Annotated in this window: 17 protein-coding genes; 12 read left to right on the top strand and 5 right to left on the bottom strand. The window is 71.1% G+C overall.

Translation table 11 applies throughout. The annotated features are described in order from the left end of the window. Positions 1 to 15 precede the first annotated feature (15 nt). On the bottom strand, positions 16 to 435 hold the full coding sequence (locus OG580_RS31020) for a hypothetical protein (RefSeq protein WP_267046954.1): 420 nt from the start codon (positions 433 to 435) through the stop codon (positions 16 to 18). 109 nt (positions 436 to 544) lie between these two features. Between OG580_RS31020 and OG580_RS31015 the strand changes: the two genes are divergently transcribed. Continuing rightward, entirely contained in the window at positions 545 to 1,444 is a 900-nt protein-coding gene (locus tag OG580_RS31015) for an alpha/beta hydrolase (protein WP_267046953.1), read from the top strand. Beyond that, positions 1,441 to 2,220, top strand: coding sequence for an enoyl-ACP reductase FabI (gene fabI, locus OG580_RS31010; RefSeq protein ID WP_267046952.1), 780 nt, complete (start codon positions 1,441 to 1,443; stop codon positions 2,218 to 2,220). The genes OG580_RS31015 and fabI overlap by 4 nt, the downstream gene beginning before the upstream one ends. A 105-nt stretch (positions 2,221 to 2,325) precedes the next feature. Here fabI and OG580_RS31005 read toward each other — a convergent pair whose 3' ends face one another. The 3 genes from OG580_RS31005 to OG580_RS30995 are packed head-to-tail and all read right to left on the bottom strand — an operon-like array spanning position 2,326 to position 5,317. After that, complete coding sequence (locus OG580_RS31005) at positions 2,326 to 3,660, bottom strand: PLP-dependent aminotransferase family protein (RefSeq protein ID WP_267046951.1); 1,335 nt, start codon at positions 3,658 to 3,660, stop codon at positions 2,326 to 2,328. 3 nt (positions 3,661 to 3,663) lie between these two features. Continuing rightward, on the bottom strand, positions 3,664 to 4,614 hold the full coding sequence (locus OG580_RS31000) for an alpha/beta hydrolase (RefSeq protein WP_267046950.1): 951 nt from the start codon (positions 4,612 to 4,614) through the stop codon (positions 3,664 to 3,666). Positions 4,615 to 4,663: 49 nt separating this feature from the next. Then, a complete protein-coding gene (locus OG580_RS30995) occupies positions 4,664 to 5,317 on the bottom strand; it encodes a TetR/AcrR family transcriptional regulator (protein ID WP_267046949.1) in 654 nt (217 codons plus the stop codon). 199 nt (positions 5,318 to 5,516) lie between these two features. Between OG580_RS30995 and OG580_RS30990 the strand changes: the two genes are divergently transcribed. Both OG580_RS30990 and OG580_RS30985 read left to right on the top strand, forming a co-directional pair. After that, positions 5,517 to 6,605 carry an alpha-hydroxy acid oxidase gene (locus OG580_RS30990; protein WP_267046948.1) on the top strand — a complete coding sequence of 363 codons (1,089 nt, stop codon included), beginning with the start codon at positions 5,517 to 5,519 and terminating at the stop codon, positions 6,603 to 6,605. A gap of 385 nt (positions 6,606 to 6,990) precedes the next feature. Further along, the gene (locus OG580_RS30985; RefSeq protein WP_267046947.1) at positions 6,991 to 8,313 is read left to right on the top strand and encodes a class I adenylate-forming enzyme family protein; all 1,323 of its coding nucleotides are present in this window, start codon (positions 6,991 to 6,993) and stop codon (positions 8,311 to 8,313) included. On the opposite strand, the gene OG580_RS30980 is transcribed toward OG580_RS30985, so the two are convergent. Continuing rightward, positions 8,310 to 8,954 carry a 4'-phosphopantetheinyl transferase superfamily protein gene (locus OG580_RS30980; RefSeq protein WP_267046946.1) on the bottom strand — a complete coding sequence of 215 codons (645 nt, stop codon included), beginning with the start codon at positions 8,952 to 8,954 and terminating at the stop codon, positions 8,310 to 8,312. The two genes, OG580_RS30985 and OG580_RS30980, sit on opposite strands and share 4 nt — an antisense overlap. Positions 8,955 to 8,989: 35 nt before the next feature. Between OG580_RS30980 and OG580_RS30975 the strand changes: the two genes are divergently transcribed. From OG580_RS30975 to OG580_RS30940, 8 genes are all read left to right on the top strand, one after another. Next, positions 8,990 to 9,253, top strand: coding sequence for an acyl carrier protein (locus OG580_RS30975; RefSeq protein WP_267046945.1), 264 nt, complete (start codon positions 8,990 to 8,992; stop codon positions 9,251 to 9,253). A 237-nt stretch (positions 9,254 to 9,490) separates the two neighbouring features. Continuing rightward, the gene (locus OG580_RS30970) at positions 9,491 to 11,134 is read left to right on the top strand and encodes a class I adenylate-forming enzyme family protein (protein WP_267046944.1); all 1,644 of its coding nucleotides are present in this window, start codon (positions 9,491 to 9,493) and stop codon (positions 11,132 to 11,134) included. Then, complete coding sequence (locus OG580_RS30965; RefSeq protein WP_267046943.1) at positions 11,131 to 12,396, top strand: beta-ketoacyl synthase; 1,266 nt, start codon at positions 11,131 to 11,133, stop codon at positions 12,394 to 12,396. Before OG580_RS30970 ends, OG580_RS30965 begins: the two co-directional genes overlap by 4 nt. A gap of 33 nt (positions 12,397 to 12,429) precedes the next feature. Then, on the top strand, positions 12,430 to 13,494 hold the full coding sequence (hppD, locus tag OG580_RS30960; RefSeq protein WP_267046942.1) for a 4-hydroxyphenylpyruvate dioxygenase: 1,065 nt from the start codon (positions 12,430 to 12,432) through the stop codon (positions 13,492 to 13,494). A 60-nt stretch (positions 13,495 to 13,554) separates the two neighbouring features. Further along, positions 13,555 to 14,472, top strand: coding sequence for a phytanoyl-CoA dioxygenase family protein (locus OG580_RS30955; RefSeq protein WP_267046941.1), 918 nt, complete (start codon positions 13,555 to 13,557; stop codon positions 14,470 to 14,472). Then, the gene (locus OG580_RS30950) at positions 14,472 to 15,368 is read left to right on the top strand and encodes a prephenate dehydrogenase (protein ID WP_267046940.1); all 897 of its coding nucleotides are present in this window, start codon (positions 14,472 to 14,474) and stop codon (positions 15,366 to 15,368) included. The genes OG580_RS30955 and OG580_RS30950 overlap by 1 nt, the downstream gene beginning before the upstream one ends. Positions 15,369 to 15,410: 42 nt before the next feature. Next, positions 15,411 to 17,369 (top strand): FAD/NAD(P)-binding protein, encoded by a 1,959-nt coding sequence (locus OG580_RS30945; protein WP_267046939.1) that lies wholly within the window; start codon positions 15,411 to 15,413, stop codon positions 17,367 to 17,369. Further along, the gene (locus OG580_RS30940) at positions 17,366 to 18,811 is read left to right on the top strand and encodes an adenylosuccinate lyase family protein (RefSeq protein ID WP_267046938.1); all 1,446 of its coding nucleotides are present in this window, start codon (positions 17,366 to 17,368) and stop codon (positions 18,809 to 18,811) included. Before OG580_RS30945 ends, OG580_RS30940 begins: the two co-directional genes overlap by 4 nt. The last annotated feature ends 103 nt before the right edge of the window (positions 18,812 to 18,914 follow it).

The raw sequence follows: 18,914 nt of genomic DNA, 5'->3' as shown, positions 1-18,914 counted from the left end.
ACCGTACGTTTACTTTTAGGGCCAGGGATCCCGGCCCGCCAGGATCCGGTGCACCGACTCCCAGACCGGGTCCGGGCGGGATTCGGCCGAGTTCCAGGTGGCGGAGCGCAACTCGCCCTTGCCGCGGAAGGCCCGCACGATCCGGAGGTGGTCCGGCCGGGCGACGAAGTCCTGCAGCCGCTCGCGATCCCACCAGATGGAGACCGAACCCGAGCGGGGCCGCAGCGAACCGGCCTCCATCCAGAGCCACATGCCGACGGCTCCCGCAGTCCGGGGCCAGCTCCGGCGGAGCATGACCCCCGCGACGAAGACCTTGGCAGCGTCCAGCGAGCGATGGGCCGTGAACTCGGTGATGTTCACGACCACCGGGCCCCCGTCGCCGGACGGCGCCGCGGGCCCGGGCTGCCAGGGGGTGCTCCAGATGGGGCGGGACACGGCTTGCTGCCTCCTGGTCGTGGCCTGGAACGGTTTCACCGGATGAATATACGCGAACGATCGTGCTAGATTCTCCAGCATTCCTGGCAGAACCAGAAGGGCGCGTGACATGGATCGCTCTACGGCAGTTGTACGTGCAGCCCTGAACAGCACGTCCTACGCCTCGGGCAAGCTGGCCGGCCGAGGGGCGTTCAGCCTCTTCCGGATGCCCAAGGGCCGCAGCAGGCCCAGGCCCGACGAAGCCCCGGTGTTCGACACCGCCCGGCGCGGTGAAATCCCGTTCGGCGACACGACCGTGGTGACCTACCAGTGGGGCGACGGGAAGCGCAAGGTGCTCGTCGTACACGGCTGGGAGTCGCGCGCGTCGCGCTTCGCGAAGATCATCGGCGGACTCGTCGAGCTCGGCTACAGCCCGATCAGCTTCGATGCCCCCGGCCACGGCGAATCCACGGGCCGCACCACCAACATCGCCGAGTACCTGAAGATCCTCACGCTGCTCCACCGCGAGCACGGGGACTTCGAGGCGGTCGTCGCCCACTCCCTCGGCGTCACCGCGACGTTCCTCTCGATGCAGCACGGGCTGCGTACGGGACGGATCGCCGCCATCAGCCCCGTACCGGAATTCGCCTTCCTGGTCGACAAGTTCTGCGAGCAGTTGGGACTGCGCGACAAGCTGAAGGACGAGCTGCGGGGGCGCATCGAGCGGGAGATGTTCCCGGGCGAGGAGGACATCTGGCACCGGTTCTCGGTGTTCGCCGGGTCCGAGAAGGTGGACGTGCCGATCCTGGTGATCCACGACGACGACGACGACATGGTCGACCCCCCGCACGCCCGCCGGGTCCTGGCGGCCTTCGGCGACCACGCACGGCTGGTGACCACGAAGCGACTGGGACACCGCCGGATCATCGGAGCGCCCCAAGTCGTCCAGCAGGTCGTGGACTTCGTGTCCACGGACGCCGGCAGGCAGGCCGGCGGGACCGAGAACCGGATCGGGACGACGGCCCAGTGAGCGGAATCCTCGCGGGCAAGCGCATCCTGGTGACCGGGGTCCTCATGGAGTCCTCGATCGCCTTCCACACCGCCAGACTCGCCCAGGAGCAGGGCGCCGAGGTCGTCCTCACGGGCTACGGCCGCCTCAGCCTGGTGGAGCGCATCGCCAAGCGCCTGCCGGAGCCGGCGCCGGTGCTCGAACTCGACGTCCAGAACCCGGAGCACCTGGCGAGCCTCGCCGACCGGATCAGACAGGAGGTCGGCGGCGACGCGCGGCTCGACGGCGTGGTGCACTCCATCGCCTTCGCTCCGCAGGACGCCCTGGGCGGGAACTTCCTGACGGCCGGCTGGGAGTCCGTGGCGACCGCGGTCGAGGTGTCCGCGTACTCCCTCAAGTCCCTTGCCGTGGCCTGCCTTCCGCTCATGGAGGAGCAGGGCGGCGCCGTCGTCGGCCTGGACTTCGACGCCCAGGTGGCCTGGCCGGCGTACGACTGGATGGGGGTGGCCAAGGCGGCGCTCGAGTCCACCTCCCGCTATCTCGCCCGGGACCTCGGCCCCCACGGCATCCGCTGCAACCTGGTCGCGGCCGGGCCCGTCAAGACGATGGCCGCCAAGTCCATCCCCGGCTTCGAGACGTTCCGCGAGGTGTGGACCACGCGCGCCCCGCTCGGCTGGGACCTCTCCGATCCCGAGCCCACGGCGCGCGCCGTGGTCGCCCTGCTCTCCCCCTGGTTCCCCAAGACGACGGGCGAGATCGTGCATGTCGACGGCGGAGTCCACGCCATCGGCGCCTGAGCGCCGGAACGCCTTGGCGTCATGGCGTCTTGGCGTCATGGCGTCTTGGACACCACGAAGGGGGAGGGGGCCCATACGGCCCCCTCCCCCTTCGCACGCCCAGCCCTACTCCCCCGACTCGGCGATCTGCGCGTCGATGAACGCGGCCAGCCGGGCGATGCCGTCGACGATCCCCTCCGGCAGCAGAGCGCTGCAGGAGAGGCGGAGCTGGCGGACGCCGCCCCCGTCGAGGTAGAAGTCGCTCATCGGGGTCCAGAGCACGCCGAACTCCCGGGCGGAGCGCTCCAGCGCCTTGTGGTCGGCGCGGAACGGGACGTTCACCACGAGGAAGAAGCCGCCGTCCGGCTCGTTCCAGTCGATGCCGAGGGCCTCCCGGCGGCCGGCGGGGAAATGCCGGTCCAGCTCGCCGAGCAGCGTGTCCAGATTGCTCCGGTAGAAGGCGATCGCCTCGGCGTTCGCCTCCCGCAGGCGGCAGCCGGACTCCACGAGCAGTCCGCCGATGACGGCCTGGCCCACCGCCGAGGTGTTGACCGTGGTCATGCTCTTGATCTTGGAGAGCTCGTCGGCGAGCAGCGAGGACCGGCCGTCGGGACCGATGACCTCCTGGTCGGCGATGACGTAGCCGACGCGTGCCCCGGGCAGGGCGGTCTTGGCGAAGGAACCGAGGTGGATCACCCGGCGGTCCCGGTCGAGCGCCTTCAGCGTGGGCCGGGCCGTACCGGTACGCACGAAGAAGCCGTACGGATCGTCCTCCAGGATCAGCAGATCCTCCTCGGCCGCGATCTCCAGGAGCCGCTCACGGGCCGCCACGGTCATGCTCGCGCCCGACGGGTTGGCGAAGTCCGGTACGACGTACAGGGCACGCGGCCGCCCGCCGGCCTCCCGGGTCCGGCGGATCGCCTCCAGGACCGCCGCGGGGTCGGGGCCCGAAGGACCTTCCGGGACGGGTCGCAGCGGGATGTCCAGCAGCCGTGCCGCGCCGGTGATCCCCACGTAGCAGGGCGAGCTGACGAGCAGGGTGTCCTCCGGGGCGGCGAACAGCGCCCGCAGGGTGAGCAGCATCGCCTCCTGGCAGCCGGTGGTGACCACCACGGCCTCCGGCGGGACGTGGATGTCCTCGTCGTTGGCGACCGTGCGGGCGATCAGCTCGTGGATGATGCCGTTGGTGCGCCCGTACTGGAACAGCTGGGTGCGGACCCGCTCGGGCGTCCAGCCCAGTTCCTGCTCCAAGTAGTCGGTGTACGTGCGCAGATGGCGGATCAGGTCCTCGGTGGCGAAGCCGCCCTCGGACGGCCTGCCGGGGGCGAAGGAGATCGCCTCCGGGAAGCGGTTGACGACCTCGTTGAGGAAGTTCATCGCGTCGAGGAGCGGATCGGAGAGCGAGGCGTGCAACTCGCCGAGCGGCAGGGCGGGTACGGGTCGTCCCGTGGTGTCCGGCATCGTTCAGGCTCCCGTCGTGTCGGTGGCGAAGACCGCGCGGAGGTGACCGGCCGCGTGGGCCAGGGCCCGCCGACTGGCGTCGAGAGTACCCGCCATGGTGAAGAACCCGTGGGTGACGCCGGGGTAGCGCACCGACTCGACCGCGACGCCGCTCTCCCGCAGGCGTTCGGCGTACTGCTCGCCCTCGTCGCGCAACGGATCGTACTCGGCGGTGATCACCAGGGCGGGCGGCAGCCCGGAGTGGTCGGCGGCGCGCAGCGGGGAGGCGAGCGGGTGCGCGCCGTCTTCGGCGGTGGCGAGGTAGTTGTCCCAATACCAGTGCACGGACTTGTCGTTGAAGAGGAGCGGGTCGGTGTTCTCCCGGCGGGAGTCCGTGTCCGCGAGGTAGTCCGTGTTCGGGTAGACGAGCAGCTGGGCGACGAGGGCGGGGCCGTCGGCGTCCCGGTTCCTGAGCGTGACGGCCGCGGCGAGGTTGCCGCCCGCGCTGTCGCCCGCGACGGCGATCCGCGAGGTGTCGCCGCCGTACCGGCCCACGTGTTCGGCCGCCCACAGCACGCCCGCGTAGCAGTCGTCGACGGCGGCGGGGAACTTGTGCTCGGGCGCGAGGCGGTAGCCGACCGCGATGGTCAGGCAGCCGGCCGCGTTGGCGAGGCTGCGGCAGATCGCGTCGCTGGTCTCGATGCTGCCCAGGGTCCAGCCGCCGCCGAAGAAGTAGACGAGGACGGGCAACGGCCCCTCGACGGCGGGCCGGTAGACACGGATGGGCAGCGGGCCGTCCGGGCCGGGGACGGTCGTGTCGAGGACCTCCGCCACCGGCTCGGGCTCGCCCGCGTCGGCCTGGATCGCGGCGAGGTCAGCGGCCCTCGCCTCTTCCAGGGTCATGCTGTAGAGCGGCCGGCCGCCCTGTGCGGCGCGCTGGTCGTACAGGGCTTGGAACTGTGGATCGAATGGCATGGTGTCTCCGGTCCGGGGCCCGCGACCGTGTGGGCGGCGGCGGGCGGAGTCAGGGTGTGTCGGGTAGCAGCGCCGGGTCGGTCGCCGCGCCGCGCAGGCGGGACAGAATGCCCTTGGCGGCCTTTTCGTAACAGGTGAAGTCGTCGTGCAGGACCGATTCGGCGTTGGCCGTCTCGAGCAGTGCGACGATCTCGAAGACGAGCTGGGGGATGTCGATCCCCTCCTGGGCTTCGCCCGCCCTCTGGGCCTCCTCGAAGGTCTGGCCGAGGAAGGAGAACCAGTTGGCGCGCGCCGAGGCGATCGTGTCGTGCACCTTGCCCTCGCGGGCGTCGTACTCGGCCGACACCGAGTAGAAGAAGCAGCCTCCGGGGAAGACCCGCTGTTCGGAGTAGGTGAGCCAGGCGGTACAGACGCCCCACAACCGCCGGATGCCGGGCGGGATTTCGCGGGTCGGCTGCACCACGTGTTCGAGGTAGACCTTGATGGCGGCGCGGACGGTGGCGAGCTGCAGTTCCTCCTTGGAGCCGAACAGGGCGAAGACCCCGCTCTTGCTGAGCTTGAGCTCGGTCGCCAGGCGTCCCAGGGAGAGCCCTTCGAGGCCTTCCACCGAAGCGATCTCGACGGTGCGCTTGAGGACCAGCTGGCGGGTCTGGTTCCCGCGTGCGATCCGCCCGTCGGCGTGCGTCGCTGTCGTCCCTGTCATCGTTCCGCCTCTTCTCGCTCTGTGAGCTTTCGGGTCCCCCAGACATCACTTCGTACGGCATCTCCCCCGATGCCGTAGGCGCCCAAGCATACTAAGAAAGTGGACGACCGTGCGGTCAGTATGCGAGAGTGACAGGACGGTCGTGCGGTTGGTTGGCAAGACCGAAGCAGATCAAGGGGGTTGAACTGCGGTGAGACTGATGCTGCACGAGTACGAGGCGATGGCCAGGGAACGGCTGTCCGCCCCGGTGTGGGACTTCCTCGAAGGGGGGAGCGGCACCGAGTCGATGCTCTCGGCAGGCCGAGAGGCGCTGGACCGGATCACGTTGCGTCCACGCTGCCTTGTCGACGTGTCCCACCGCGACCCACGCACGACCCTGCTGGGAGCAGCGCTGGCGGCCCCGCTCGGCATCGCCCCCATGGCCTACCACCAACTGGCCCACCCCGAGGGCGAGGTGGCGACCGCGCGGGCGGCCGGGGAAGCCGGCGCCCTGTTCACGGTCAGCATGTTCGCGAGCCGCTCACTGGAGGACATCGCCGCCGCGGCGAGCGGACCCCTGTGGCTGCAGCTCTACTGGCTCAGGAGCCGTGAGCAGCTGGCGGTTCTGGCCCGGCGCGCGGAGGCGGCCGGCTACCAGGCGTTGGTCCTGACGGTCGACGCCCCCCGAGTGGCCCATCGCCCACGGGACGCGCGCAACGGCTTCGGCATCCCGCCGGACATCCGCGCGGTGAACGTGGACCCGGCGATGATGACGGCCTCACACGGACACAGACCCGGCGAGTCCGCGATCGCGCGCCACTCGAAGGAACAGTTCGACTCCTCCATCACCTGGGAGGACCTGGCATGGCTGCGGGAGCAGACATCGCTTCCCCTGGTACTCAAGGGAGTCCTCACCGCGGAGGATTCCGAATGCGCCGTCAAGTACGGTGTGGACGGAATCATCGTCTCCAATCACGGTGGCCGTCAGCTCGATTTCGCGAGAGCGGCCCCGGATTGTCTGCCCGAAATAGCAGAAGCGGCTTCCGGTCGTTGTGCGATCATCCTGGACGGCGGAATTAGACACGGTGCCGATATAGCGAAAGCTCTATGCCTGGGCGCCGACGCGGTATTCGTCGGCCGTCCGGTCCTCTGGGGCCTCGCACACTCCGGCAGCGACGGCACCGCAGGTGTACTGCGGCTTCTCATGGATGAATTCGACGAGGTCATGGCCCTGATGGGGGCGCCCACACCGAGAGACTTCACGCCATCCGGAATTAGCCGGTCCGTAATCCCCGGCATGCATTTCTAGCCACTACTCGGCACTACCAAAGACCCCGCACGCCCAGATCACCACAGGTGCGCGGGGCATTTGGCATGCCCTACAACGGCTCCGGATAGGACACTATTCAGCCACCATCGCATTGTTGCGGGGATCACATTTGTTCACTTGCTTACTCATGAGTACTAGGACATGGTGAATCTGTCGCCGCCAAGCGAAAGAGCGACACACTTACCCGACCGTTTCTGAACGGTTCAGTTCTGAATTACTGCCGGGTACTCAAGAATTGGGATAGGTGGGGATTTCAGTGGGGGAAACGGTGCCGCACCGGCCCGTTTGCGTCGACGGCGCCTGGGTCGACGAGATTCTGCTTCGAGGGGACGGCCGTGACGTCGTCCTGCACCTGGATGCGCCGGTGACCCGCGCGACGCTCCGGGACCTGGTCGCGGCCCAGCGGACCGCGTACGAAGCAGCCGGACTGACCGTCGGGGGTTCCCTCGCCGTACGTCTGCCACCGTCGCTGAGCTGTATCGTCGCCATGCTCGCCGGCTGGCGGACCGGCGCCCAGGTGATCCTGCTCGACTACCGGCTGACCTCGCACGAGGTCGGCCAGGCGATCGCGCGGCTCAATCCCCAACTCGTCGTCGAGCCCACGGAGAAGGTCGCCGGGGCACTGACCGGCTTCTTCCAGGTGGACGTCCACATCAATCCGCTGCGGGGCGGCCGCCCGGCCGCCACCGATCACGCCCTGCTCCAGCTGAGCTCGGGCTCGACCGGCCCGTCCAAGGTGATCGGCCGCACCGTCGCGAGCCTCCTGGCGGAGATCGACAGGTACGGACAGCTGGAAGGCTTTCCCCGCCGGGGCGAGCGGACCGTCGTCCTGGCCTCCATCGTCCATGTCCTCGGGCTGGTCGGCGGGCTGCTGTACGGGCTCGCCAGCGGGACCCAGGTGGTGCTGCCCACCAGCCAGACCCTGGACGGAATCCTCAGGGCCGTCGCGGCCGGACCGGAACCGACGACGATCCTCGGGGTCCCCTCCCAGGCGGCCCTCCTGGCCGCATCCCAGTCACCGTCCCGCCCTCCGCAGCTCCGCCGGATGATCACCGGAGGCGAGCTGATCAAGCCGTCCGTCCGGGAGCGGTTCACCGACCGCTACAACGCCGGCCTCGGCGTCATGTACGGCATGACCGAGACCGGTGTGATCGCCGTCGACCTCACCGGTACCGCCGCAGGGCTGACCCCGGTGCCCGGTATGCGGGTCCGCATCGAGGACGAGCAGATCCTGCTGGGGCTGCCCACGTCCCCGTACGTCGGAAGGATCGACCCCTCCCGGTACGTCGACGGGTGGCTGTACACCAAGGACGCCGGCCACTTCGACGCGGAGAACGGCCTGCTGACCGTGCACGGACGGCTCGACTCGCAGGTCTCCGTCGGCGGGCTCAAGGTGGACCTCTCCGAGGTCGAGGCCTCGATCGCCGCACTGCCCGGCATCACGGACGCGGTGGTGGTGCACGGCACCGGCATCGAGGCGTACGTGACGGTCACGGACCAGTCCGTGACCGACGGGCTCGCCGCGTGTCTGGCCTCGCGGCTGGCCCCGTACAAGCGACCCAGAACCGTGCACGTCCTGACCGAACTCCCCCGCACGGCCACCGGAAAGCCCGTACGGAACGCGCAGACGCTCCGTACGGCGGCCCGCGCCACGGCTACCGCCGGGGCAGGGGCCGGACCGGCCTAGCCGGGCAGGCCGGGCGGATCGTCCACCCGGCGCACCAGGACGGACACGCCGCAGTCGCCGTGCTCGCCCTGGGTCGCGACACCGAGGACGAAGCGTCCCCCGCCGACGAGAACGGCCGCCGACCGGATGTCCGGCGCGCCGGGCAGCCGGCGAGGCACCGGCGGCGCCGTGTCGCCGGGCGGCCAGTTCTCCGGCAGCGGTACCCGGCGGCTCATGCCGCCGTCACGCAGGCCCTGACCGAGCGCCTTGCCGACCGACTCCTTCTGCGTCCAGAGCCAGAGGAAGCCCGTCGCCCGCTCGGCCTCGGGCAGCGCGCACACCCAGTCCGTCTCCACAGGATCCAGGTAGGCCCGTGCCAACGCGCCTGCGTTCAACCGACGTACGACTTCCACATCGACCCCCACGGGGCAGCTGCCGCTCAACACCAGGGCCAGCACCCCGCGGGCGTGGCTGACGCTGACCATCAGCCCCTTGCCGGCGCCGCCCAGGAACGGGCGCCCGCTCGGCTCGTGTTCCACCCAGATCTCGGACGCCGGGACATCGAGGAGCGCGGCCGCACCCTGCAACAGCAGCCGGTGCGCCTTCGTGCGCTCGTCCCCGTCCGTGGTGCACCACAGCACCGTCACTCTGTCCGGGTCCACTCCCGGCCGCCGTTCCATGAAGAGGAGTCAATCAAATGTCCGCCGAGGTCACCCAGTTTGTCATCGAGGCTCTCCAGAACATGAACTACGACGTCACGGATGTCACCGGCGAGACCCCCCTCGGTCCGGCCGGCCTCGACCTCGAGTCGCTCTCCGTCGCGGAGATCGCCATCCAGGTCGAGGACACCTACGGCGTCAAGTTCGAAGAGGACGAGATGGAGACGGTCGCGCTGCTCACCGTCGCCGGCCTGGTCCAGGAGATCGTCAAGCGCGCCGCCGCCTCCGTCTCGGTGTCGTAGACCGCTCCGTGCCCGGCGCCGCCTCACAGGAGAGCGCACCCCAGTCCGCCCGTCTGCCGCGGCAGCGGGCGGCGGGTGCCGCGGGCGCCCGGGCCGGGCGCGTACGAGAGGCACCGACCAGGACGCACGGCCGCCAAGGACGCACGGCCGCCCGGGACGCACAACCTCCCAGGGCGCACGACCGGCCAGGTCGGACAACCGGCCGGACCAGTACTCAGAATGTGGAGACACCGGGGAATGAATCCCAAGAACGAGCGCGCGGAACTCGCCGCCGACCAAGCGGTGGGCATCGGCAATCTACTGACCACCCTCCTCGCTCGGGGCGACGGGCTCGACCAGCCGACCCTGACCTTCGACACCGAGGTGGACGGGCATCCCGCCTGGCAGGCCCTCACCCTGGCGGAGCTGGGCGAGCGGGTCGCCGCACGGGCGGCCACCCTGCACTCGCTGGGCATCAAGCCCCGGGACCCGGTCGCCGTCTTCGTGTCGTCGGCCGCGGACCAGGTGCTCTCCTACCTCGCGCTGACCCGTCTCGGCGCGATCCCGGCCCTCGTCAACGGCAAGGTCCCCGCCGAGTCGGCGGCCGAGTACATCAAGCGGCTCCGTGCGGTCGGCGTCATCACGGACGCGGCCCACCGGGCGACGCTGGACGGCCGCGACTTCCGTACGCCGCTGCTGCCCGACGTGTCCGAGCTCGGCGCCTCGGACCCGGCCACGGCCCCCAAGCCCTACCGCCACCACGGCAACGAGCCCGTGGTCATCACGCACTCGTCCGGCACCACCGGTCTGCCCAAGGCGGTGGCCCACTCCCACCACAGCCTGTTCGCCTCCATCCGGCACCGGCTGTCCCTCCCGAAGGCCCAGGGCCTGAGCCGGATGCTCGGCGCGCTCCCCTCGGCCCACGCCGCCACCGTCATCGCGGTCAACCTCGCACTGGCCAACAGGGTCGAGCTCGCCCTGGTGTCGGACCAGAGCGGCACCACCGTGCTCGACGCCATCGAGAGCTGGCAGCCGCACAGCGTGCTCGGCTTCGCCGCGACGTGGTCGGAGCTGGCCGGCGAGGACCTCGCGGCCCGAAGCCTCGACTCCGTGAGCGTCTGGTGGAACACCGGCGACTGCGCGCACGAGGCGCACGTACGCAAGCTCATCGCCGTCGGCAGCCGGGCCTCCGCCGGCGCGAACGGCCGTACCAACCGCCCGGGTTCGTACTTCGTCGACGGTCTCGGCTCCACCGAGATGGGCCACTCGCAGTTCTTCATCACCCACACCCCGGAGACCAACCGGTACGGGCGCTGCATCGGCAAGCCGCACGCCTTCACCGACGCCGCGATCTTCGACCTGGACGGGGAGAAGCTCGGTCCGGGCCAGGTCGGCGAGCTCGCCATCGCCGCGCCCACCCTCGCCCTCGGGTACTGGAACGACTCGGTCACCACCTACCGCACCCGCAGGGACGGCTACTTCCTCACCGGTGACCTCGTCTTCCGCGACGAGGCCGGGTACTTCTACCACGTCGACCGGGCGGTGGACGCGGTGAACCTCGGCAACGGCCGGAGGCTGTTCACCGCGCTGTCCGAGGAGCGCATCCTCGCGGCCTGCCCCGAGATCCGGGAGTGCACCGTCGTCGCCGTGGAGGCCGACGGCACGGTCACCTCCTCGGTGCTGCTCGTCCTCGACGAGCAGGCCGACCCGCAGGCCGACCGCAGCGCCGAGGTGCTGGCCGCGCTCGAACCGCATGTCGCCGAGACCGTCGACCGCGTGATCGTCGTCGACCCGGCCCTGATCCCGCTCGGGCCGACCGGCAAGGTCCGCAAGGTGCTGCTGCGCAGCCGCTTCCTCGCCGGCGAGCTGCTCGGCACGGACGCCGCGACGGTCGCCGCGTGAGCGGGCGCGGCGCGGCCCCGGCCGCCGTCGTCACGGGCATCGGCACCTTCACCCCGCTCGGCCGGGGCGCGGGCGAGACCTTCGACGCGCTCTGCCACGGCAAGTCCGGGCTGCGCAGGCCGCCCGAGGGCCATCTGCTCGCCGGCACGGTGGACGCGGCGGGCATCGCACCCGACATCGCCGCCGGTGACGTCCTGCCGCCGAGTGAGGGCCGGCTGGTCGACCGGTACGCCCTGATGGCGCTGGCCGCCGCGGACGACGCCCTGGCCGACTCGGGCATCGTCGTCGGCCGTGACGTCGACCCGTACCGGGTCGCGGTGGTCGTCTCCAGCGGTGCCGGTGGCCTGACCACGTACGAGGCACAGTCGCTGGCCCGGGTCGAGCGCGGCCCGACCGCGGTGAGCCCGTACCTGCTGCCCGGCATGCTGCCGAACATGGCGGCAGCCCGTATCGCCATCAAGTACGGGATACGCGGCTGGAGTTCGGCGATCGCCACGGCGTGCGCCGCCGGCGCCCACGCCGTCGCGGAGGCCGCCCGGCTGATCCGCTACGGCGAGGCCGACGTGGTGGTCTGCGGCGGCGCCGAGGCACCGCTCAACCCGACCTCCGCGCTGGCGTTCAGTCACGCCAGGGCGCTGGCCACGCGCTGGGAGGACCCGGAGGCCGCCAGCCGCCCGTTCGACCGCCGCCGCAACGGCTTCGTGCTGTCCGAGGGCGCGGGTGTCCTGGTCGTGGAACGTGCCGGTCTTGCGGACGCCCGGGGCGCCGCCGGGTACGCCGACCTGCTGGGCTGGGGCGCCACCACCGACGCGTTCCGTCCCACGGCGCCGCGGCCGGACGGCGAGGGGGCCGCGGCCAGTATGCGCGGGGCGCTCGCGACGGCCGGGCTCGTGCCCGACGACATCGACTACATCAACGCGCACGGCACCTCGACCAAGCTGGGCGACGTCGCCGAGACCAAGGCCGTCCGGGCCGTCTTCGGCGACCGGTCCCCGGCCGTCAGCAGTACGAAGTCGATGACCGGCCACCTCCTGGGTGGATCCGGCGCGGTCGAGGCGGCCTTCTGCGCGCTCGCGATCTCGCGCGGGCAGCTCCCGCCGACCCACAACCTCGACGAGATCGACCCGGCCTGCGACCTGGACCACGTCCGCGGCGGAGCCCGTGAGCAGCAGGTCCGCGCCGTGATCTCCAACTCGTTCGCCTTCGGCGGCCACAACGTCAGCCTGCTGCTCGGCGCGCCGACCACGCGCAAGAAGCGCTAGAAGCGCCAGAGGCGCCAGAAGAAAGGGGACTCCGTGAATATCGGGGCCGTTGACCATGTCGAGTTCTATGTCGGGGACGCCCAGCAGTCGGCGTTCTTCCTCTGCACCGCGTTCGGCTTCCGTCTGTGCGGCCAGGCCGGCCCCGAGACGGGCCGGCACGACCGGCGCTCCCTGCTGCTGCGCCAGGGCGGCATCTCCGTCGTCCTCACCTCCGCGCTGACCCCCGAGCACCCGGCGGCCGGTTACGTGGCGCTGCACGGCGACGGCGTGGCCAACATCGCCTTCGAGGTGACCGATGCCGCGAAGGCGTTCGCGACGGCCGTCGAGCGCGGTGCCACCGCGGTCGAGGAGGTCACGGTGCACAGCCGGGGCGGCACCGAGGTCGTCACGGCCTCCGTGCTCGGCTTCGGCGACGTCGCGCACCGGTTCGTGCAGCGGACCGGGGACCGCGACGACTTCCTGCCCGGAGTCATGGACATCTTCGCCCCGGACCCCGACGAGCCCGAGCAGGTGCTGACCACCGTGGACCACGCGGCGATCTGCCTTCCCGCGGGTCAGCTGCGCGACACGGTGGCCTTCTACGAGAAGGTCTTCGGCTTCGAGCAGATCTTCGAGGAGTTCATCGAGGTCGGCGAGCAGGCCATGGACTCCAAGGTGGTCCAGAGCCCGTCCGGGCAGGTCACCTTCACCCTGATCGAGCCGGTGACCGACCGCAAGCCCGGTCAGATCGACGGCTTCCTGGCCCGCCACGGCGGTGCCGGCGTGCAGCACCTGGCCCTGCTCTCCGACGACATCGTCTCGGCCGTCGGGACCCTGGAGAGCCGGGGCGTGCGGTTCCTGGAGACGCCGGACACGTACTACTCCGAGCTGGAGGAGCGTCTCGGCAGCCCGGACCTGAAGATCGCGGACCTGCGGCGCACCAACGTCCTGGTCGACCAGGACCACTGGGGCCAGGTCTTCCAGATCTTCACCCAGTCCCTGCACGTCCGCCGGACCTTCTTCTGGGAGGTCATCGACCGGCACGGGGCCCGCACGTTCGGCAGCGGCAACATCAAGGCCCTCTACGAGGCCGTGGCCCGTGAGAAGGCCACCGCCTGACCGGCGTCTCCCCCGCCCCACCCACCATCAGCGCAGCGTCGAACCATCCGAAGGAACATCGTGACTGTCCAGGAATCCGAGCTGTTCACCCTGACCGAGGAGGAGCGGGCGCTCCTCCCCACCGACGAGGACGTCGCGTTCTACGCGGAGCACGGCTGGTACCTGTCGAAGAAGCTGTTCACCGACGAGGAGATCGACCTCCTCGAGTCGGCCAGTGAGAACTTCTACGCCGGCCACCGCGATCGCACGCTGCCCGTGCGGCCGCCCAAGCTCGCGTACTGGACGCCCGAGCGCGGCCAGGTGCAGCGGCACAACGACTACATCCACTACGAGGACGACACGATCGGCCGCATCCTGCGCAAGCCGCTGCTCGGCGCGGTGGCCGCGCGGCTCGCCGAGGCCGACGAGATACGGGTCTTCCAGTCCACCCTCATCCTCAAGCCGCCGGTCGCCCAGGAGCAGTCGAACATCGTGCCCTGGCACTTCGACCGGCACTACTGGTCGACGTCCACCTCCGAGCGGATGCTGACCGCGTTCATCCCCTTCCACGACTGTGGCGAGGAGATGGGCACCATCACCATGGTCGACGGCAGTCACCGCTGGCAGGAGACCGCCGAGAACGACGCGACGTCGCTGCACTTCGCGGAGCGCGACCGCAGCGAGCTCGACGTCATGCTGGAGGAGAACGCGGCGCACAACGGCTCCGAGGTCGTGAAGATCCCGGTCCACATCCCCAAGGGCCACGTCAACTTCCACCACTGCCGCACCTATCACGGCAGCGGGGCCAACGTCAGCGACCGGCCGCGCCGGGCCATCTCCTTCCACCTGCAGGACGGCGACAACCGGTACCGGGACTTCACCCGCTCGGACGGCACGCCGGTCGCGTACAACCACGACGTGCTGGTGCGCCGGACCGCCGAGGGAACCCCCGACTACAGCGACCCCGAGTACTGCCCTGTGTTGTGGAGCAGCCGCTGATGTTCAGCGCGGCAGTGGTCGGAACCGGCCTGATCGGTACGTCGATCGCGCTGGCCCTGCGGGACCAGGGTGTGGTCCCCCACCTGCTGGACAGGGATCCCGAGTCGGCGCGCACCGCGGCCGATCTCGGCGCGGGCGTCGTGGGGTTCCCTCGCGAGCCGGTCGACCTGGCCGTCATCGCGGTTCCGCCGCAGCATGTCGCCCTGGTGCTCAAGGAGCACCAACTGCTGGGCCTGGCCCACGATTTCACGGATGTGGCGAGCGTCAAGGATCGGCCGCAGCGGGAGGCGGCCGAGCTGGGATGCGACCTGTCCCGTTTCGTGGGCGGGCACCCCATGGGGGGCCGGGAGCAGTCGGGGCCGCTGGCGGCCCAGCGGGGTCTGTTCCACGGCCGGCCGTGGGTGCTCACCCCCTCGGCGGCCAGCCGCGAGTCGGCCGTCGACCGCGTCAAGGAGCTCGCCGAGCTCTGCGGTGCCCACCCGGTCGTGATGACGCAGAGTGATCACGACCGGGCCGTGGCCCTCACCTCGCACGCACCGCACGTGGTGGCGACCCTGCTCGCGGCCCGCCTGCTGTCGGGGGACGACTGTCAACTCCGGCTCTCCGGGCAGGGGTTGCGCGACACCACCCGGATCGCCTCCGGCGACCCGGGGCTGTGGACCGACATCCTCGGCTCCAACGCCGGCGCCGTGGCGGATGTCCTCACGGAGTTCGCCTCGGACCTGCAGGTGGTGGTCGAGGCCCTGCGGGACCTGGGAACCCGGGTCCCGGAACAGCCCCACACCAGCACGGCTCAGCTCACCTCGGCACTGGTCCGGGGCGTGCAGGGCCGGGCCCGCGTCCCGGCTCCGGCCTCCGGCGGGCTCCACCTCAGCGGTGCGGCCGCCCACGGCTGACCGGTGCGGGTCCACATCGACTTTCGAACGACTGGAGAGACCATGGCCACCCGACGGCTCGACGTCTGCCTCATTGGTGCCGGGCCCCGCGGGCTCTCGCTCCTGGAGCGGATCTGTGCGAATGCCGCGTCGCACCCCGACGAGGACCGGATCACCGTGCACGTGGTCGATCCGCACCCGCCGGGAGCGGGCCAGGTGTGGCGCACCGACCAGTCCGAGCACCTGCTGATGAACACGGTGGCCTCCCAGGTCACCATGTTCACCGACGAGAGCGTGGAGATCGAGGGGCCGCTGGTTCCGGGACCGAGCCTGTACGAGTGGGCGCGGTTCCTCGTCCTGATCGGCCCCATGGACGACCGGCGTTACGAGGAGAAGGTGATGGCCGAGGCCCGCTCGCTGGGCCCCGACTCCTATCCGTCCCGCGCGTTCTACGGCCACTACCTGGAGTGGGTCTTCGCCCGGGTCACCAAGACGGCGCCGGACCGGTTGACGACCGTCGTGCACCGGGCGCGCGCGGTGGCCCTGCGGGAGGAGCCGGGCGGCGCCACACGGACCGTCCTGCTCGACGACGGCACGGCGATCGACCGGCTGGACGCCGTGGTGCTCGCCCAGGGTCACCTGCCGGTACGCCGCTCCCGCCGCCAGCGCGAACTGGCGGACTTCGCCGCGGCGTACGGCCTGCGCTACATCGCCCCGGCCAACCCCGCGGACGTGGACCTGTCCCGGGTGCGGCCTGGCGAGACGGTGGCCCTGCTCGGTCTGGGCCTGAACTTCTTCGACTACATGTCGCTGCTGACGCACGGCCGGGGCGGCCGGTACTCCCGGGTCTCGGGGCGCCTCGTGTACGAGCCGTCCGGACGTGAGCCGCGGATGGTCGCGGGCTCCCGCCGTGGGCTGCCCTTCCACTCGCGCGGTGACAACCAGAAGGGCGCCCACGGCCGTCACTGGCCGGCCGTCCTGACCCCCGACGTGATCGCGGAGCTCCAGGAGCAGTCCCGGCAGCACGGTGGCATCGACTTCCGTACGACGCTGTGGCCGCTGGTCTCCAAGGAGGTGGAGACCGTCTACTACGCGGCGCTGCTCTCCTCCGCCGGCCGGCCCGCGGAGGCCGAGGCGCTACGCACCGCCTATCTGGAGGCCAAGCCGGGCAGCGACCGGGAGCGGGAGGTGCTGGACGCCTTCGGGGTCGAGGAGCGGGACCGCTGGGACTGGGCCCGGATCGCCCAGCCGTGCGCGGACCGGGACTTCACGTCCGTCGAGGACTTCACCGGCTGGCTCCTCGACCACCTGCACGAGGATCTGCGGGCGGCCCGGAACGGCAACGTCGACGGCCCGCTCAAGGCGGCGCTCGACGTCCTGCGCGACCTGCGCAACGAGCTGCGGATGATCGTCGACCACGGCGGGTTGGCGGGTCGGTCGCACCGCGAGGACCTGGACGGCTGGTACACGCCGCTGAACGCCTTCCTGTCCATCGGCCCGCCGGCGCGGCGCGTCGAGGAGGCCATCGCCCTGATCGAGGCCGGAGTGCTGCGCGTGCTCGGCCCCGACGTCGTGTCCGCCGTGGACGCGGCCTCGGGGGTGTTCACCGTCGAGTCCGCCGCGGTGCCCGGTTCGGCGGCCACGGCGACCACCCTGATCGAGGCACGGCTCCCGGAGATCGACCTGAGGACGACCGCCGACCCGCTGCTGCGTCAGCTCCTCGAGGCGGGGAAGTGCCGCCCGTACGAGGTCAGCGACCCGGACGGTACGGTGTACCAGACGGGCGGACTGGCCGTCACCGGCGCGCCGTTCCATCTGATCGACGCCGAGGGCCGCCCGAACCCGCGCTGCTTCGCCTTCGGGGTGCCCACCGAGTCCGTGCACTGGGCGACGGCGGCGGGGATCCGTCCCGGGGTGAACTCGGTGACGCTGCAGGACTCGGACGCCATGGCCCGCGCCGTACTGGACCTGTCCGGGAAGCTGGGCGCGGACAGCGAGATGATCGGAGAGCTGGCCCGATGACCGCCGAAGACACTGCCGACGGAACCACCGACGGAACCACCGGTGGAATCGTTCCGCCCGTGGACCACGTACTGGATGCCGGCCTGCTCAGCCCGGTGCGGGCCGGTACCCCCGCGGAAGCGGCCACCTCCGACGGCGCCTGGTTGCAGGCGATGCTGGACGCCGAGGCGGCGCTGGTCCGCGCTCAGGCGCGGCTCGGCAACGTGCCGGAGGCGGCGGCCCGGACGATCGGGGAGCTGGCCCGGGCCGATCGCCTGGATCTGCGGGCTCTCGCCGTCCGGAGCCGTGGTGCGGCGAACCCGGTCGTGGCCCTGGTGCAGGCGTTCACCGAACTGGTGGCGGAGAAGGACCCGGCGGCCGCGGACTACGTGCACCGGGGTTCCACCAGCCAGGACATCTTCGACACGGCGCTGATGCTGGTGGCCGGCCGAACCCTGGACCTGCTGGTGGCCGATCTGGACCACATCGCCGGTTCGCTGGGCCGGCTGGCCGGCGAGCACGCGCACACCCTGATGGCCGGCCGCACCCTCGCGCTGCACGCCGTACCGACGACCTTCGGCCTCAAGGCCGCCGGATGGCTGTCCGCGGTACGCGCGGCGGCGGACCGGCTGCGGGAGCTGCGGGCCCACGGGCTGCCCGTTCAACTGGGCGGCGCTGCAGGCACGTTGGCCGGGTACGTCGAGTACGAGCGGCTGCACCGCGGCGCCGATTCGCCGGGCTACGCGAAGCGGCTCACGGAGCTGTTCGCGGCGGAGACGGGGCTGGTCGCGCCGGCGCTGCCCTGGCACAGTCACCGACTGCCGATCGCCGCGCTGGCCGGTGAACTAGCCCTGGCCACCGGGGTCCTGGGGAAGGTCGCGGTGGACGTGCAGTCGCTGGCCCGGACCGAGACCGCCGAGGTCTCGGAGCCGGCCGCGGCCGGCCGGGGGGTCTCCTCGGCGATGCCGCAGAAGCGCAACCCCGCCCTGGCCACCTTGATCCGCTCGGCCGCGCTGCAGGTTCCCGCCTACGCGAGCGTCCTGACACACACGATGCTGTCCGAGGACGAGCGCTCGGCCGGCGCCTGGCACGCGGAGTGGCAGCCGCTGCGCGAGTGTCTGCGCCTGGCCGGCGGCGCCGCGCACACCGCGCGTGAACTGGTGGCCGGCCTGGAGGTCCATCCCGAACGCATGCGGGCCAACCTGAATCTGACGGGTGGTCTGATCGTCTCGGAGCGGCTGGCCGCGGTGCTGGCACCCGTACTCGGCAAGACCGCCGCGAAGGACGTGATGAGCCGCGCGTCGGCGCAGGCGGCGGCTTCGGGCCGGCCGCTCGGGGACGTCCTGGCGGGGATGGCGGAGATCGGCGGACGGTTCTCGGACGAGGACCTCGCGCGCCTGCTCGACCCCGCGGGCTACACGGGAGCCGCCGGCGAACTGGTCGAGCGGACGCTGGAGCGATAGGCGGCCTTCACCCGCCGCGGCCGCCGACCCTGCGGCGGCCGCCCCCGCGGCCGTCACCCTTGCGGCCACCGGCCCCATATCCGTCACCCCTGCGGCAACACCC

It is taken from the genome of Streptomyces sp. NBC_00094 (assembly GCF_026343125.1).
In the GTDB taxonomy this organism is placed as follows: Bacteria; Actinomycetota; Actinomycetes; order Streptomycetales; family Streptomycetaceae; genus Streptomyces.
This window is presented reverse-complemented; position numbering and strand designations above follow the sequence as displayed.